Source organism: Burkholderia sp. PU8-34, from assembly GCF_053427725.1.
Window position 1 is genome coordinate 113,011 of the sequence record NZ_JBSAXC010000005.1, and the last position, 14,058, is coordinate 127,068.

At 68.3% G+C, this 14,058-nt stretch carries 13 protein-coding genes; 9 read left to right on the top strand and 4 right to left on the bottom strand.

Annotated elements, in window-relative coordinates; translation table 11 throughout:
* Positions 1–44 precede the first annotated feature (44 nt).
* Positions 45–971, top strand: a complete 927-nt coding sequence (locus ACV22Z_RS14550) for a D-amino acid aminotransferase (RefSeq protein ID WP_448077001.1) — start codon at positions 45–47, stop codon at positions 969–971.
* Entirely contained in the window at positions 971–1,279 is a 309-nt protein-coding gene (locus tag ACV22Z_RS14555) for an HP0495 family protein (RefSeq protein WP_010090550.1), read from the top strand. The genes ACV22Z_RS14550 and ACV22Z_RS14555 overlap by 1 nt, the downstream gene beginning before the upstream one ends.
* Positions 1,280–1,310: 31 nt before the next feature.
* Here the strand turns inward: ACV22Z_RS14555 and ACV22Z_RS14560 are convergent, their stop codons facing one another.
* A complete protein-coding gene (locus ACV22Z_RS14560) occupies positions 1,311–2,255 on the bottom strand; it encodes a transcriptional regulator GcvA (protein WP_448077002.1) in 945 nt (314 codons plus the stop codon).
* A 102-nt stretch (positions 2,256–2,357) separates the two neighbouring features.
* On the opposite strand from ACV22Z_RS14560, the gene ACV22Z_RS14565 reads away from it, so the two are divergent.
* From ACV22Z_RS14565 to lipA, 3 genes are all read left to right on the top strand, one after another.
* Entirely contained in the window at positions 2,358–2,684 is a 327-nt protein-coding gene (locus tag ACV22Z_RS14565; RefSeq protein WP_448077003.1) for a DUF2917 domain-containing protein, read from the top strand.
* Positions 2,685–2,764: 80 nt separating this feature from the next.
* Positions 2,765–3,523 (top strand): lipoyl(octanoyl) transferase LipB, encoded by a 759-nt coding sequence (gene lipB / locus ACV22Z_RS14570; RefSeq protein WP_448077004.1) that lies wholly within the window; start codon positions 2,765–2,767, stop codon positions 3,521–3,523.
* On the top strand, positions 3,516–4,508 hold the full coding sequence (gene lipA / locus ACV22Z_RS14575; protein WP_448077005.1) for a lipoyl synthase: 993 nt from the start codon (positions 3,516–3,518) through the stop codon (positions 4,506–4,508). The genes lipB and lipA overlap by 8 nt, the downstream gene beginning before the upstream one ends.
* A 59-nt stretch (positions 4,509–4,567) precedes the next feature.
* Here the strand turns inward: lipA and ACV22Z_RS14580 are convergent, their stop codons facing one another.
* Positions 4,568–5,188 (bottom strand): hypothetical protein, encoded by a 621-nt coding sequence (locus ACV22Z_RS14580; RefSeq protein ID WP_448077006.1) that lies wholly within the window; start codon positions 5,186–5,188, stop codon positions 4,568–4,570.
* Positions 5,189–5,746: 558 nt separating this feature from the next.
* Between ACV22Z_RS14580 and tauA the strand changes: the two genes are divergently transcribed.
* From tauA to ACV22Z_RS14595, 3 genes are all read left to right on the top strand, one after another.
* Positions 5,747–6,772: a taurine ABC transporter substrate-binding protein gene (tauA, locus tag ACV22Z_RS14585; RefSeq protein WP_448077007.1), complete on the top strand. Its 1,026-nt coding sequence runs from the start codon at positions 5,747–5,749 to the stop codon at positions 6,770–6,772.
* Between the two features lie 29 nt (positions 6,773–6,801).
* Positions 6,802–7,599 (top strand): taurine ABC transporter ATP-binding protein, encoded by a 798-nt coding sequence (locus tag ACV22Z_RS14590; protein ID WP_448077008.1) that lies wholly within the window; start codon positions 6,802–6,804, stop codon positions 7,597–7,599.
* A 70-nt stretch (positions 7,600–7,669) separates the two neighbouring features.
* The gene (locus ACV22Z_RS14595) at positions 7,670–8,662 is read left to right on the top strand and encodes an ABC transporter permease subunit (RefSeq protein WP_448077009.1); all 993 of its coding nucleotides are present in this window, start codon (positions 7,670–7,672) and stop codon (positions 8,660–8,662) included.
* Positions 8,663–8,680: 18 nt separating this feature from the next.
* Here ACV22Z_RS14595 and ggt read toward each other — a convergent pair whose 3' ends face one another.
* Entirely contained in the window at positions 8,681–10,561 is a 1,881-nt protein-coding gene (gene ggt / locus ACV22Z_RS14600; RefSeq protein ID WP_448077010.1) for a gamma-glutamyltransferase, read from the bottom strand.
* A 203-nt stretch (positions 10,562–10,764) separates the two neighbouring features.
* The gene (locus tag ACV22Z_RS14605; protein ID WP_448077011.1) at positions 10,765–11,727 is read right to left on the bottom strand and encodes a LysR family transcriptional regulator; all 963 of its coding nucleotides are present in this window, start codon (positions 11,725–11,727) and stop codon (positions 10,765–10,767) included.
* A 176-nt stretch (positions 11,728–11,903) separates the two neighbouring features.
* Here ACV22Z_RS14605 and ACV22Z_RS14610 point away from each other — a divergent pair, with 176 nt between their 5' ends.
* Positions 11,904–14,030: a 3-hydroxyacyl-CoA dehydrogenase NAD-binding domain-containing protein gene (locus tag ACV22Z_RS14610; RefSeq protein WP_448077012.1), complete on the top strand. Its 2,127-nt coding sequence runs from the start codon at positions 11,904–11,906 to the stop codon at positions 14,028–14,030.
* The last annotated feature ends 28 nt before the right edge of the window (positions 14,031–14,058 follow it).

A 14,058-nucleotide genomic window follows, 5' to 3' on the forward strand; every position in this document is an offset into this window, starting at 1 on the left:
TCGCGGCCTTTGTTTCGACGACTTCATCCCCATCTGGTATAGCCATGAGCCAAGCCGAATTCGAACCGATCGTCTACCTGAGCGTCTCGTCGCAGGCGGAAATGGTGCCGCTTGCGCAAGCGCGCGTGCCGGTGCTCGACCGCGGCTTCATCTTCGGCGATGGCGTGTATGAAGTCGTGCCCGTCTACGCGCACGACGGCGCGCACGTGCCGTTCCGGATCGCGCAGCATCTCGCGCGGCTCGAACGCAGCCTGAAGAAGATCGGCATCGCCAGTCCGCACGACGACGCGGGCTGGCGCGCGCTGATCGAGCAGATCGTCGACGCGAATGCCGAAGGGCTCGGCGCCGGCGACGCGATTGTCTATATTCAGGTGACGCGGGGTGTCGCGAAGCGCGGCCACGCGTTCCCGGCCGGCGCGGTGCCGACAGTGTTCATGATGGTGAGCCCGCTGCGCGTGCCGTCCGCGGACGAGCGCGCGAGCGGCGTGCGCTGCGTGACCGCCGAGGACCGGCGCTGGCTGCATTGCGACATCAAGTCGATCTCGCTGCTCGGCAACGTGCTGATGGCGCAGCATGCGGTCGAACACGATGCGTTCGAGACGCTGCAACTGCGCGACGGCTGCCTGACCGAAGGCTCGTCGTCGAATGTGTGGATCGTGAAGAACGGCGAGCTGTTCGCGCCGCCGCGCAGCAACAAGATCCTCGAAGGGATCCGCTACGCGCTGCTCGAGGAGCTGGCCGACGAATGCGGGATCCCGTTCGTTGCGCGCGAAATCAGCGAAACGGAGCTGCGCGCGGCCGACGAGATCATGATCACGTCGGCGACGAAGGAGGTGCTGCCCGTCACGTCGCTCGACGACCTGCCGGTGCAGGGCGGCAAGCCCGGCCCGGTATTCGCGGCGTTGTACGACGCGTACCAGCGCGCGAAAGCGCGCGAGTTTGAACAGTTTGACCTAACCCGGAGAAAGTGATGAGCGAACCGTCCAAAACCGTCGAGCTGACCGGCGCGATCGATACCCGGAAGGAATCGCTGCTGGAGTTCCCGTGCGATTTCCCGATCAAGATCATGGGTAAGGCGCACCCGGAGTTCAAGGACACGATCTTCAAGGTCGTGAGCGTCCATGACAACGAAATCGACCTCGAGAAGATCGAGGAGCGCGCATCGAGCGGCGGCAACTACACGGGCCTCACGATCACCGTGCGCGCGACGAGCCAGGAGCAGCTCGACAACATCTACCGTGCGCTGACCGGCCATCCGATGGTCAAGGTCGTGCTCTGATCCCACCCCCTTCCATTTCTTCCATTTGCGCTCACGCGGCGGCGGAGTTCTCCGCCGCGCGACGCGCGTCCAGTTCGTCGCACAGCAGCTTGAATTCGGCGACTTCCTGCAGGATCCACGTCCTGAACGCCTGCACGCGCGGCGTGCTCAGCAGCGGCGGCGGACACACGAAGAAATAATTCCACGGGCTCGGCCCGTCGATGTCGAACAGGCGCACCAGGCGCCCCTGCAGCAGGTCGTGCACCGCGAGCGAGCGCCGCACGAGCGCGATGCCCTGGCCGTCGATCGCGGCCTGCAGCAGGTTCGACGAATCCTGGTACAGGATCCCGCGCTTCGGCTCGGTCAGCGTGTCGAGGCCCGCAGCGTCGAACCACGGCCGCCACAGCTCGTCGTCCGAGCGCAGCAGGTTGTAGCGGACGAGGTCCGCGGGCGTCCTCGGCAGCACGCCGCCGTTCAGCGTCGGCGCGCACGCCGGGAAGAACACCTCGTTGAGCAGCGGCTCCACGTAGAGCCCCGGATAGGTGCCGAAACCGAAGCGGACCGCGATGTCGACGTCGTCGCGCGCGAAATCGGTGAGGACGTTCGTCGACTGCAGCTCGACGTCGATTTCCGGATGCCGTTCGATGAACGAGCCGATGCGCGGCGTCACGAAACGCGCCGCGAACGACGACAGCATCGAGATCACGAGCCGCCGGTCGCGGTCGCTCGCGCGGACATCGCGCGTTGCGTCGGCGAGCATCATCAGCGCGGTGCGGACCTGCTGCGCATAGCGGTTGCCGGCGTCGGTCAGGCAGAGCCGCTTGCCGCGGCGCGTGAACAGCTGCACGCCGAGCTCCTCCTCGAGCGCGCGCACCTGATGGCTGACCGCGCCGTGCGTGACGAACAGTTCATCGGCGGCGCGCGAGAAATTCTCGTGGCGGGCGGCGGCTTCGAACGCGCGAATCGCGTTCAGCGGCGGGAGCTGGCGCAGGTCCATTTGCTAATTTTCCTCACATCGACGTGAAAATTGGTCGTTTGGTCGGACGCCCGGAGATGACTACGATTGTAGCCATCGAAGCATTTTTTGGCGGAGCGGATCATGCAAGAAATTTCTTCAAGCGTCACGTTCGAAATTCCCCCTGGCGAAACCGTCCCGATGAAGGTGCAGCGCAGCACGCGGCTGACGGTGCAGTGCGGGCCGGTCTGGGCGACGCGCAGCAACGACGTCGACGACTATTTCCTCGTGGACGGCGAGACGCTGAAGCTGCGCCGCGGCGAGCGGCTGTGGCTGAGCGCGGAAGGCGGGCAGAGCGCGTGCGTCGCGTTCTCGGTCGCGCGGCCGCCGAAGGAAGTCGCGCTGACGAGCCTGTCGCGCCTGCGCGAGCGCGTCGCGGCGTTGCTCCACGACGGCTGGCGCACCGTCTGAGCACTTTGCGCGGGGTGGACCGATGATCCGTCCCTTTCCAAGCTCGGCGAGACCCATGGGTTTTCGGTAAACTACCGCCCATGTCCGTCTCGCCGGTTTTCATTGTGTCCACGCCTGCCGCCGTTCCCGATTCGCCCGCCCCCCTTCCGGTCCAGCCGGCCCGGCCGGTCGCAACGGTCCGCTGGCGCGGCGTCGAGCCGTACGACGCGAGCTTCGACGCGATGCGCGCGTTCACCGACACGCGCACGGCCGACACCGGCGACGAGATCTGGGTGGTCGAGCATCCGCCCGTCTACACGCTCGGCCAGGCGGGCGACCCGGCTCACCTGCTGGTGGCCGACAGCGGCGTGCCGCTCGTCAAGGTCGACCGCGGCGGGCAGATCACCTACCACGGCCCCGGCCAGATCGTCGTTTACCTGCTGCTCGACTTGCGGCGGCGCAAGCTGATGGTGCGCACGCTCGTGACGAAGATCGAGGAGGCCGTGATCGAAACCCTCGCGGCGTATAATCTCGCTTCGGTCCGCAAGGCGGGCGCGCCGGGGATCTACGTGGCATCCGGCGTGCACGAAGGCGCGAAGATCGCGGCCCTCGGGCTCAAGATCCGCAATGGCTGCAGCTATCACGGCCTGAGCCTGAACGTGAAGATGGATCTGCGCCCGTTTCTCGCGATCAACCCGTGCGGCTATGCCGGACTGGAAACCGTCGACATGGCGAGCCTCGAGGTTGCCGCCGACTGGAACGACGTCGCCCGCACGCTGGTGGGCCGTCTGATTGCCAACCTCGATGGCGAATCCGCGGCCGCCGACAAGCCGCAGGCACTGGAACATTCGAATGACTGACGTTACCGCTTCCCCCGCACCGGCCGAACCGGCCGCGACTCCTGCCTACGATCCGACCGCCAAGCAGAAAGCGCAGGCGAAGACGGCGCGCATCCCGATCAAGGTCGTTCCGATCGAGAAGCTGAAGAAGCCCGAGTGGATCCGCGTGAAGGCGGCCACCGGCAGCTCGCGCTTCAACGAGATCAAGACGATCCTGCGCGAGCACAACCTGCACACCGTGTGCGAGGAAGCGAGCTGCCCGAACATCGGCGAATGCTTCGGCAAGGGCACCGCGACGTTCATGATCATGGGCGACAAGTGCACGCGCCGCTGCCCGTTCTGCGACGTCGGCCACGGCCGTCCCGATCCGCTCGACGCCGATGAGCCGAAGAACCTCGCGCGCACGATCGCCGCGCTGAAGCTCAAGTACGTCGTGATCACGAGCGTCGACCGCGACGACCTGCGCGACGGCGGCGCCGCCCACTTCGTCGAGTGCATCCGCGAAACGCGCGCGCAGTCGCCGGAAACGCGCATCGAGATCCTGACGCCGGATTTCCGCGGCCGTCTCGACCGCGCGATCTCGATCCTGAACGCCGCGCCGCCCGACGTGATGAACCACAACCTCGAGACGGTGCCGCGCCTGTACAAGGAATCGCGCCCCGGTTCGGACTATGCGCACTCGCTGAAGCTGCTGAAGGACTTCAAGGCGCTGCATCCGGACGTCGCGACGAAGTCGGGCCTGATGGTCGGCCTCGGCGAGACCGAAGAGGAAATCCTGCAGGTGATGCGCGACCTGCGCGCGCACGACGTCGACATGCTGACGATCGGCCAGTACCTGCAGCCGTCGGAGCACCACCTGCCGGTGCGTGCGTACGTGCATCCGGATACGTTCAAGATGTACGAGGAAGAGGCGTACAAGATGGGCTTCACGCACGCGGCCGTCGGCGCGATGGTGCGCTCGAGCTATCACGCCGATCTGCAGGCGCATGGGGCTGGCGTGGTCTGAACGTCGCCGCTTCGTCGTCGGACGAGCCAAGAATAGCCCGCAGCGATGCGGGCTTTTTTTCATCTTTCAAACTTCATTTGGCCGTTCGGCAACGGAAATGACCGCAGCCCCAAAGCAGGCAGCGTCATTGCGCCGGTTGTGTCGACACTGTAGTCATACAGGCCGTTACCCGCAGCGTCGCCATGATTCTCGTCGCTGTACGGCGGCGGCGCGTTGACCAGATGCAAGGTCAGCTCGAACGTCGCGGTGTCCCGGCTATTGCCGCTCGAAGTGAATACGCTCAGCGGTATCTGTCCCGAGACCGTCACGGATTCCGGCCATCGGCTGCCGTCAGCCGCCCCGATTGAAAGGTCGCATCGCCGTGAAGCGCCGTAAGCGAAGACGGGCGAGCGTTTGCAACGATCAAAGCGATAGACGACGACCGACGCTGCAGCATGGGGGGCATTTTTGAGGTCTGTCCTACCAGAGGTCGAGATGGTGACGGCTGTCTGAGTCACGCCGCACGAATCGAGAACCGTGCCGTACGCGGTTGCGGAGACACGGCTGAAGGACGGCTGGCCAGCCTGCGCGCCTGCGCGAAGTGGCGAAGCCACAAGCGTGATGGCAAACGCCGCTGCGATCAGCCGACCCAACGCACGTTCGATCTTGGTGCGCAGACAGGTCGAACGAGGACTTATCACGGCACACCTCTCCGGTTTCGTTCTTCTGCAGGCTGATGGGTTTGCCCGGGTGCCGATCGAACCTCGGACGAGCGCCGCGACAGTCAGGCTGGGCGCAGGACCGCCGCATTCCGGGGCATTGCGGCGTTCGTCCTCGGGCGGACGAACGCGATGACGGCGCGAGCGTCCATGGCGCTGCATATATCGGGCCCGGCCAGTGACAATGCCGGTCCCGGCGCTCGGTGGAGCGTCCGGGGCGATGCGGCCCGGGCGAACGTTGCGAATTTGAATCGTGGCGTCGCCCGACCAGGCTGCGTGCTGGCGGAAGGGGGGCCGGACCCGCACCGGGCGTGTGTCCAGGCGGCCGGACGGACCGATTCATCGTCGACACGTGCCGTTCCGCCAGAGGCGGCTTGCGCACGACAATCGCCACCCGACCGGACGCGCGATCCAATCCGGCGTGGAAAGCAAAGCTGAAACGGCGTCGATTGCTTCGCAGGATAAGTTCGCTCCCGCCGCGCGCAAACCTCCTATAGTCGGCTCTCCCGCAGCAACGCCCGCATTCCGAAGGAGAGCCGCATGTCCCGTTTCAGCCTCATCCGCCGCGCCGTCGCCACGCTGACCGCGCTGACCGCCTTTGCCGCGCTCGGCGCGGCGCACGCCGAATCGCGCGAAGTCGTGATCGCGTACCAGGACATGGTCGTGCCATGGCGCTATGCGCAGGCGAGCGGTGAAGTCGAGAAGGCAACCGGCTACAAGGTCACGTTCCGCAAGCTCGACAGCGGCGCGGACGTGATCCGCGCGCTCGCATCGGGCTCGGTGCAGCTCGGCGAAGCGGGTTCGAGCCCGATCGCGGCCGGGCTGTCGCAGGGGCTCGACATCTCGCTGTTCTGGGTGCTCGACAACATCAACGACGCCGAGGCGCTCGTCGCGCGCAACGGCTCGGGCGTGACGAGCATCGCGGGGCTGAAGGGCAGGAAGATCGGCGTGCCGTTCGTGTCGACGTCGCACTTCCATACGCTCGTCGCGCTGCAGGCGGCCGGCGTCAATCCGAACGACGTGAAGATCGTCAATCTGCGTCCGCCCGAAGTCGCAGCCGCATGGACGCGCGGCGACATCGACGCGACCTACATCTGGGATCCCGTGCTCGCGAAGGTCAAGCAGTCGGGCACGGTGCTGACGACGTCGGGGCAGGTCGCGAAGCAAAGCGGCAAGGCGACCTTCGACGGCTTTGTCGTGAGCCGCAAGTTCGCGCGCGACAACCCCGAGTTCGTCACGCGCTTCGTCAAGGTACTCGCGGCCGCCGACGCCGATTACCGCGCGCACGCGGCCGCATGGAAGGTCGGCACGCCGCAGGTCGAGGCCGTCGCGAAGGTATCGGGCGCGAACGCGCAGGACGTGCCCGCGAGCCTCGCACTCTACGCATTTCCGACTGTGAGCGAGCAGGCATCGCCGACGTGGCTCGGCGGCGGCGCGCAATCGGGCGCCGCGAAGTCGCTCGCGGCGACGGCCGCGTTCCTCAAATCGCAGGGCACGATCCAGACGGTGCTCGCCGACTATTCCGTCGGCGTCGATCCGCAATTCGTGCAGAAGGCCGCGCGCTGAGCGCGGCGACGCAGCACGGAGCATCGATCATGAGCACGCTGGAAGTCCGTCAGGTATCGGTTGCCTATCCGGGCGCGCGCGGGCGTCCGACGACGCAGGCCCTCGCGCAGGTCGACCTGACGCTCGAATCGGGTGAATTCGTCGTCGCGCTCGGCGCGTCCGGTTGCGGCAAGACGACGCTGCTGAACTGCATGGCAGGCTTCGTCGCGCCGACGACCGGCGACGTGCGGGTCGACGGCGTGCCGGTCACGGGCCCCGGCGCCGATCGCGGCGTCGTGTTCCAGAAGTACGCGCTGCTGCCGTGGCTCGACGTGCTCGACAACGTCGCGCTCGGGCTGCGTTTCGCGCGCGTGCCGAAGGCAGAGCGCACGCAACGCGCGCGCGAGATGCTCGCGCTCGTCGGGCTCGAGCGCCACGCGCAGGCGCGCACGTACGAGCTGTCGGGCGGGATGCAGCAGCGGGTCGGCATCGCGCGCGCGCTCGCGAGCGACCCGCGCGTGCTGCTGATGGATGAGCCGATGGGCGCGCTCGACGCGATGACGCGGGGCACGATGCAGGCGCTCGTGCTCGACGTATGGGCGCGCACGGGCAAGACGGTGTTCTTCATCACGCACGACGTCGAGGAGGCGCTGTTCCTCGCGACGCGTCTCGTCGTAATGACGCCGGGCCCCGGCCGGATCGCGGAAACCTTCGACTTGCCGTTCGCGCGCCGCTACGTCGAATCGCGCGATGCGCGCGCGGTGAAGTCGTCGCCCGATTTCATCGCGTGGCGCGAACGGCTGATCGCGTATCTGCATCGCGACGAAGCAGTCGGGGAAGCCGCGTGACGCGCGAGCTGGCGCGGCAGGGCGCGTCCGTCGGACGCGGTCGGATCGGCATTTGCACAGGCAGGACAACATGAGCACGCAGGATTCATGGGCGGTCGAGCGCGCGGCCGCGGGTTTCGAGCAGGACGATCGCACGACGCGGCGTCAGGCGGCAGCGCGCCCCGCGCGCACCGCGCAGCCATCGCAGCCATCGCAGCCATCGCAGCCATCGCAGCCATCGCAGCCATCGCAGCCATCGCACCCATCGCATCCATCGCATCCATCGCATCCATCGCGCCGCTACCGCCTGCCGGGGCAGGGGAAGACGGCGGGGCTGAGCGCGGCGACGGTCGCGGCGCTGGTCGTGCTGTGGTGGGTCGCGACGCATCGGCAGTGGCTGCCGCCGCTGTTCCTGCCCGCGCCGGAAGCCGTGTGGGCGGCCTTCGTCGACGCGTGGCACGGCCGCATCCAGGGCGGCCTGCCGCTGTCCGAGCACTTGCTGTGGAGTGCCGCGCGCGTGTTCGGCGCGTTCCTGCTCGCGACCGCGATCGGCGTGCCGGCCGGCATCCTGATGGGCGTGAGCCGCGTCGCGCGCGGCGTGCTCGATCCGCTGCTGGAGTTCTACCGGCCGCTGCCGCCGCTCGCGTACCTGCCGCTCGTCGTGATCTGGTTCGGCATCGACGAGACGGCGAAGCTCGTCGTGATCTTCCTCGCATGCTTCGCGCCGATCGCAATGGCGGCGCGTGCCGGCGTGCGCGCGGCGACGGTCGAGCAGATCAACGCCGCGTATTCGCTCGGCGGCAGCTTCGCGCAGATCGTGCGGCACGTCGTGCTGCCGGCCGCGCTGCCGGAGATCCTCACCGGGCTGCGGATCGCGATCGGCTTCGGCTGGACGACGCTCGTCGCGGCCGAGATGGTCGCCGCGACGGCCGGGCTCGGGCAGATGGTACTCAACGCGTCGAGCTTCCTGCGCACGGACCTCGTCGTGATGGGGATCCTGATCATCGGCGCGATCGCGTGGCTGTTCGACCTCGGGATGCGGTGGGTCGAGCGGCGGATCGTGCCGTGGAAGGGGCGCGGGTGAGCCGGAGCGGCCGTCCGTTCAATCCCCCATCGCAATCCCTTCGCGCCGCGGGTCCGTGCCGCCGAACCAGACCGTCCGGCCTTCGACGTTCAGCCGCTGGAGCCCCTGCAGCCCGGAGTTCATCTCGACGACCTGCACGTCGTGTCCGCGGCTTTTCAACGCGTCGACGAGCGTGTCCGACACGCGGCCGCGCTCGAGCTGCGTCGGCCCGTTCATCGACCCGAAGTTCGGCAGCGCGATCGCCTGCTGCATCGTCATCCCCCAGTCGAGCACGCCGATCAGCGCCTTCGCGACGTGGTTGATGATCGCCGGCCCGCCTGCGGAGCCGACGATCATCGTGACCTGCTTCGTCTGCTTGTCGAACACGAGCTCCGGCGCCATCGACGAGCGCGGCCGCTTGCCGGGCTGCACGCGGTTCGCGACCGGCCGGCCGTTCTCGCTCGACACGAACGAGAAATCGGTGAGCTGGTTGTTCAGCAGGAAGCCGCGCACCATCAGCCGCGAGCCGAACGCATCCTCGACGCTCGTCGTCATCGACAGCGCCTGGCCGTAGCGGTCGATGATCGCGATGTCGGACGTCGACGGCAGCTCGGGGCTGCGGTCGTCGGCCATCACGGCCGTCGCACCTAGCGGCATGCCGGCCTGCGCGGTGCCCATGCTGCCGTCGCCGATCAGGTGCGCGCGCTGCGCGAGGTAGCTTTTGTCGGTGAGGCTCGCCCAGTTGCCGCCCGGCAGCGGTGCGAAGTCCGGATCGGCGACGTAGCGCGCGCGGTCCGCAAACGCGAGACGCCCGGCCTCGCTGAACACGTGCGCGGCGAACGGCGTCGGCTCGAAGCCGACGTCGTTGCGCACGGGCTTTTGCGCGCCGATCTGCTGCCAGTCGGGCATCGCGTCGAGGATGCCGAGCATCTGCGCGATCGCGAGGCCGCCCGACGAAGGCGGCGGCATCCCGCAGACGACCGAGCGCCGGTAGTCGGTGCACAGCGGCTCGCGCACCTTCGCCTTGTAGCGCGCGAGATCCTGCAGCGACAGCAGGCCCGGGTTGGTCGGATGCTTGCGCACCTTCGCGACGATGTCGCGGGCGATCGCGCCCGAGTAGAACGCATTCGCGCCGTGGTCCGCGACCTGGCGCAGCACGACCGCGAGCGGCGGGTTCTTCAGGATCGTGCCGGCCGCCTTCGGCGTGCCGTTCTTGTTGTAGAAGTACGCGCGCGCGTCGGGATCCTTCATCAGGTAGTCGTCGTTCGCGATCAGCGTCGCGAGCCGCGGGCTGATCGTGAAGCCGTGCTCGGCCAGCCGGATCGCCGGCTGGAACAGCCGCCGCCACGGCAGCTTGCCGTGTGCGCGGTGGGCCATGTCGAGCATCCGCAGCACGCCTGGCGTGCCGACCGAGCGCCCGCCGACGACGCCTTCGTAAAAGCCCATCGGCTGGCCGGTCGGGCCGTAGAAGAGGCGGTCGGTCGCGGCGGCCGGCGCGGTTTCGCGGCCGTCGTATGCCTGCGTCGTCTTGCCGTCGAAATACAGCATGAACGCGCCGCCGCCGAGGCCCGACGATTGCGGCTCGACGAGCGCGAGCACCATCTGTGTCGCGATCGCCGCGTCGATCGCGGTGCCGCCCGCCTTCAGCATCTCGTAGCCGGCCTGCGCCGCGAGCGGGTTCGCGGCGGCGATCATGTAGCGCTGCGCGGTCCAGCCCGGCTTGTCGGTCCAGCCCGACGACAGTTCGGGCGTATGCACGGCCGGCGCAAGCGTGCCGGAAGCGGCGGCCGGCGCGGCGGCTGCCGGGCCCGCGGACGGAGCAGGGGACGTACAGGCGGCACTTAGCGTGACGAGCGCGACGAGTGCGGCGGCGGCGAGCATCGCCCACGAACGCGGGCGCGGACGAATCCGGTCGGACATTGAACCCTCGGCAGCAGTGAATTGGGAAGGAAGCGACGGGCTTCCGGCGACGGGCATCCGGCGACGCGCATCCAGTGACGGTTAGCCAACGACAGGCGTCCGGCCACCGGCTGGCGGCGACGCGCGACCGGCGTCACGCAGCCGGCCGCGGCCGCTGGGCATTCCGTGTCACGCGGCCGTTTCGCGCCAGTCGCTCCGGCGCGCTATTGTCGCCGCGCCGCAAGCGGATTGTCATCCGACCGGAAACCCTGACGCAGCGCGTCCGGCCCGCCCCGGCCGGTCTTCCCGGCCTGTTCGAGGATGAACTCTATGAACGTCGCCGTCGCGCGCGTGTGGTGCCGGTTCGGCATGTACAGCATGTACATGTGCGTGCCGAAGATCGACAGACGGTACGCGTCGAGCGACGTGACGACTGCGCCGCGCCGCACGTCGTCGTGCACGACGTAGTCCGGCACGATGCCGACGCCGAGCCCGGCGAGGATCGCCTGCCGCAGGAACAGGAAGTTCTCGGAGATCACCGTCGGCTCGAGCAGCACCTCGTGGCGCTCGTCGCCCAGATACGCGGCGATCCGCAACTGCCGGTTGATCACGGTCGCGGTGATCACGGGTGCGTCGCGCAGCGCGTCGAGCCCGGCCGGCATCCCGTGCGCGGCGGCGAACGCCGGGGACGCGCACGCGACGTAGCGCACCGCGCCCATGTCGCGCGCAACGAGGCTCTGCGGCGGCTCGGACATCACGCGGATCGCGATGTCGACTTCGTCGCGCAGCAGGTCCTCGACGCGGTTCTCGAACACGACGTCGAGCACGATGCCCGGATAGAGGCGCTTGAATGCGATCAGCCATTCCGACATCACGAGCTGCCCGTAGCCGCTCGGCACCGACAGCCGCACGCGGCCCTGCAGGTCCTGGCCGAGCGTCGTCACCGATTCCTGCGCGGCGAGCAGCTCGTTGCGGATGCGCCGGCCGTGCTCGTACAGCTTCAGGCCGATCTCGGTCGGCTCGATGCGGCGCGTCGTGCGCCGCACGAGCTGCTGGCCGATCGAGCGCTCGAGCTGGTTCAGCCGATAGCTGACGTTCGCCCGGCTCATTTTCAGCCGCTGCGCGGCCTTGCTGAGATTGCCCGCGTCGAGGATCTCGACCAGCAGCGTCAGCGCGTTCAGGTCCATCGCCGGTGTCTCCCGCCAGGCCGCTTTAACGGTCTGACAATATCCAGTGTCAAATGGGTTTTGACAGCTTGTAAAAAGCTGTCGGAATTGTCAATGAATCTGGATCAATCGAGAATCGAGTCATACCCGGCACCTGGCCGGAGACTTTTCCCGCTTTGCGTGGGACCGGAGACCCGATGAACTCACCCACCTCTTCCGAAACCGGCACGGTCACGCGCGAACGACGCGACAAGGTGCTCGTCGTCACGATCGATCATCCGCCCGTCAATGCACTGTCCGCCGACGTGCGGCGCGGCCTCGCCGATGCGATCGACGCCGCGCAGCGCGACCCTGCGATCCACGCGGTGCTGCTCGTCGGCGCCGGGCGCAACTTCATCGCGGGCGCCGACATCCGCGAGTTCGGCAAGCCGCCGGTGCCGCCGTCGCTGCCGGACGTGTGCGAGCGGATCGAATCGAGCGCGAAGCCGGTCGTGGCCGCGCTGCATGGCGCGACGCTCGGCGGCGGGCTCGAGGTCGCGCTCGCCGCGCATTACCGGCTCGCGGTGCCCGGCGCGAAGCTCGGGCTGCCCGAAGTGACGCTCGGCCTGTTGCCCGGCGCGGGCGGCACGCAGCGCGCGCCGCGGCTGATCGGCGCGAAGGCCGCGCTCGACCTGATGCTGTCAGGCCGCCACGCGAGCGCGGACGAGGCGCTTGCGCTCGGCCTCATCGACCGTCTCGCGCACAGCGACGACACGCTCGCCGAAGGGCTCGCCTACGCGCAGGAACTGCTGTCGATCGGCGCGAGCGCGCGGCGCACCCGCGACGCGCAAGGGCTTGCGGACCGCGCGGCCGCACAGGGCGCGATCGACGCGGCGCGCGCCGACATCGCGAAGAAGTCGCGTGGCCTCTTCTCGCCGGCGAAGATCGTCGACGCGGTCGAGGCCGCGCTCACGCAGTCGTTCGACGCGGGGATGAAGCTCGAACGCAGCCTGTTCCTGCAATGCATCGACAGCCCGCAGCGCGCGGGGCTCGTGCATGCGTTCTTCGCGGAGCGCGAAGCGGCGAAGGTGCCCGAGGCGCGCGGCGCGCACGCGCGGCCGGTCGAGCGGATCGGCGTGGTCGGCGGCGGCACGATGGGCGCGGGCATCGCGGTAGCCGCCCTCGACGCGGGGCTGCCGGTGACGATGATCGAGCGCGATGAAGCGTCGCTCGCGCGCGGCCGAGCGCACGTCGAGAAGGTGTACGACGGCCTCGTCGCGAAAGGCCGGATGACGCCCGCCGCGCACGCGGCGCGCCTGGCGCGCTTCAAGGGCAGCACGTCGTACGACGCGCTCGCGCAGGCCGACGTCGTGATCGAGGCCGTGTTCGAGGACATGGCCGTCAAGCAGGCAGTGTTCGCCGAACTCGCGCGTGCGTGCAAGCCGGGCGCGGTGCTCGCGACCAATACGTCGTATCTCGACATCGATACGATCGCCGCGAGCATCGACCGGCCGTCCGACGTGATCGGCCTGCATTTCTTCTCGCCGGCCAACATCATGAAGCTGCTCGAGATCGTCGTGCCGGCGCGCGTGAGCGCCGACGTCGTCGCGACCGCATTCGAGCTTGCGAAGAAGCTGAAGAAGACGCCGGTGCGCGCGGGCGTGTGCGACGGCTTCATCGGCAACCGCATCCTGGCCGTCTATCGCACCGCGGCCGATTACCTGATGGAAGACGGCGCGTCGCCATACCAGATCGACCGTGCGGTGCGCGCGTTCGGCTTCCCGATGGGGCCGTTCCAGGTCGTCGACCTCGCGGGCGGCGACATCGGCTGGGCGACCCGCAAGCGCCGCGCGGCGACGCGCGATCCGCGCACCCGCTACGTCGGGATTTCCGACCGGCTGTGCGAGCGCGGCTGGTTCGGCCAGAAGACGGGGCGCGGCTACTACCTGTATCCGGACGGCGCGCGCACCGGCACGCCGGATCCGGACGTCGACGCGATCGTCGCCGAGGAGCGCGCGAAGCAGTGCATTACGCCGCGCACGTTCACGGACGACGAAATCCTGCACCGCTATCTCGCCGCGATGATCAACGAAGGCGCGAACGTCGTGCACGAGAAGATCGCGCTGCGTCCGCTCGACGTCGACGCGGTGTTCCTGCACGGCTACGGCTTCCCGCGCTATCGCGGCGGCCCGATGCACTACGCGGACACGGTCGGCCTCGCGAACGTGCTGGCCGACATCCGCGCGTTCGCGAAGGAGGATCCGCTGTTCTGGAAGCCGTCGCCGCTCATCGTCGAACTCGTCGAGCGCGGCGCGGACTTCGCGAGCCTGAATCACCTCGACTGATCGTCGAATCGAATTCGTTACGGATACC

Excerpts from the sequence above, each read along its gene's own strand:
- ACV22Z_RS14550 (WP_448077001.1), top strand. The coding sequence starts at position 45 with ATGAGCCAAGCCGAATTCGAACCGATCGTCTACCTGAGCGTCTCGTCG.
- ACV22Z_RS14555 (WP_010090550.1), top strand. The coding sequence starts at position 971 with ATGAGCGAACCGTCCAAAACCGTCGAGCTGACCGGCGCGATCGATACC.
- ACV22Z_RS14560 (WP_448077002.1), bottom strand. The coding sequence starts at position 2,255 with ATGGACCTGCGCCAGCTCCCGCCGCTGAACGCGATTCGCGCGTTCGAA.
- ACV22Z_RS14565 (WP_448077003.1), top strand. The coding sequence starts at position 2,358 with ATGCAAGAAATTTCTTCAAGCGTCACGTTCGAAATTCCCCCTGGCGAA.
- lipB (WP_448077004.1), top strand. The coding sequence starts at position 2,765 with ATGTCCGTCTCGCCGGTTTTCATTGTGTCCACGCCTGCCGCCGTTCCC.
- lipA (WP_448077005.1), top strand. The coding sequence starts at position 3,516 with ATGACTGACGTTACCGCTTCCCCCGCACCGGCCGAACCGGCCGCGACT.
- tauA (WP_448077007.1), top strand. The coding sequence starts at position 5,747 with ATGTCCCGTTTCAGCCTCATCCGCCGCGCCGTCGCCACGCTGACCGCG.
- ACV22Z_RS14590 (WP_448077008.1), top strand. The coding sequence starts at position 6,802 with ATGAGCACGCTGGAAGTCCGTCAGGTATCGGTTGCCTATCCGGGCGCG.
- ACV22Z_RS14595 (WP_448077009.1), top strand. The coding sequence starts at position 7,670 with ATGAGCACGCAGGATTCATGGGCGGTCGAGCGCGCGGCCGCGGGTTTC.
- ggt (WP_448077010.1), bottom strand. The coding sequence starts at position 10,561 with ATGTCCGACCGGATTCGTCCGCGCCCGCGTTCGTGGGCGATGCTCGCC.
- ACV22Z_RS14605 (WP_448077011.1), bottom strand. The coding sequence starts at position 11,727 with ATGGACCTGAACGCGCTGACGCTGCTGGTCGAGATCCTCGACGCGGGC.
- ACV22Z_RS14610 (WP_448077012.1), top strand. The coding sequence starts at position 11,904 with ATGAACTCACCCACCTCTTCCGAAACCGGCACGGTCACGCGCGAACGA.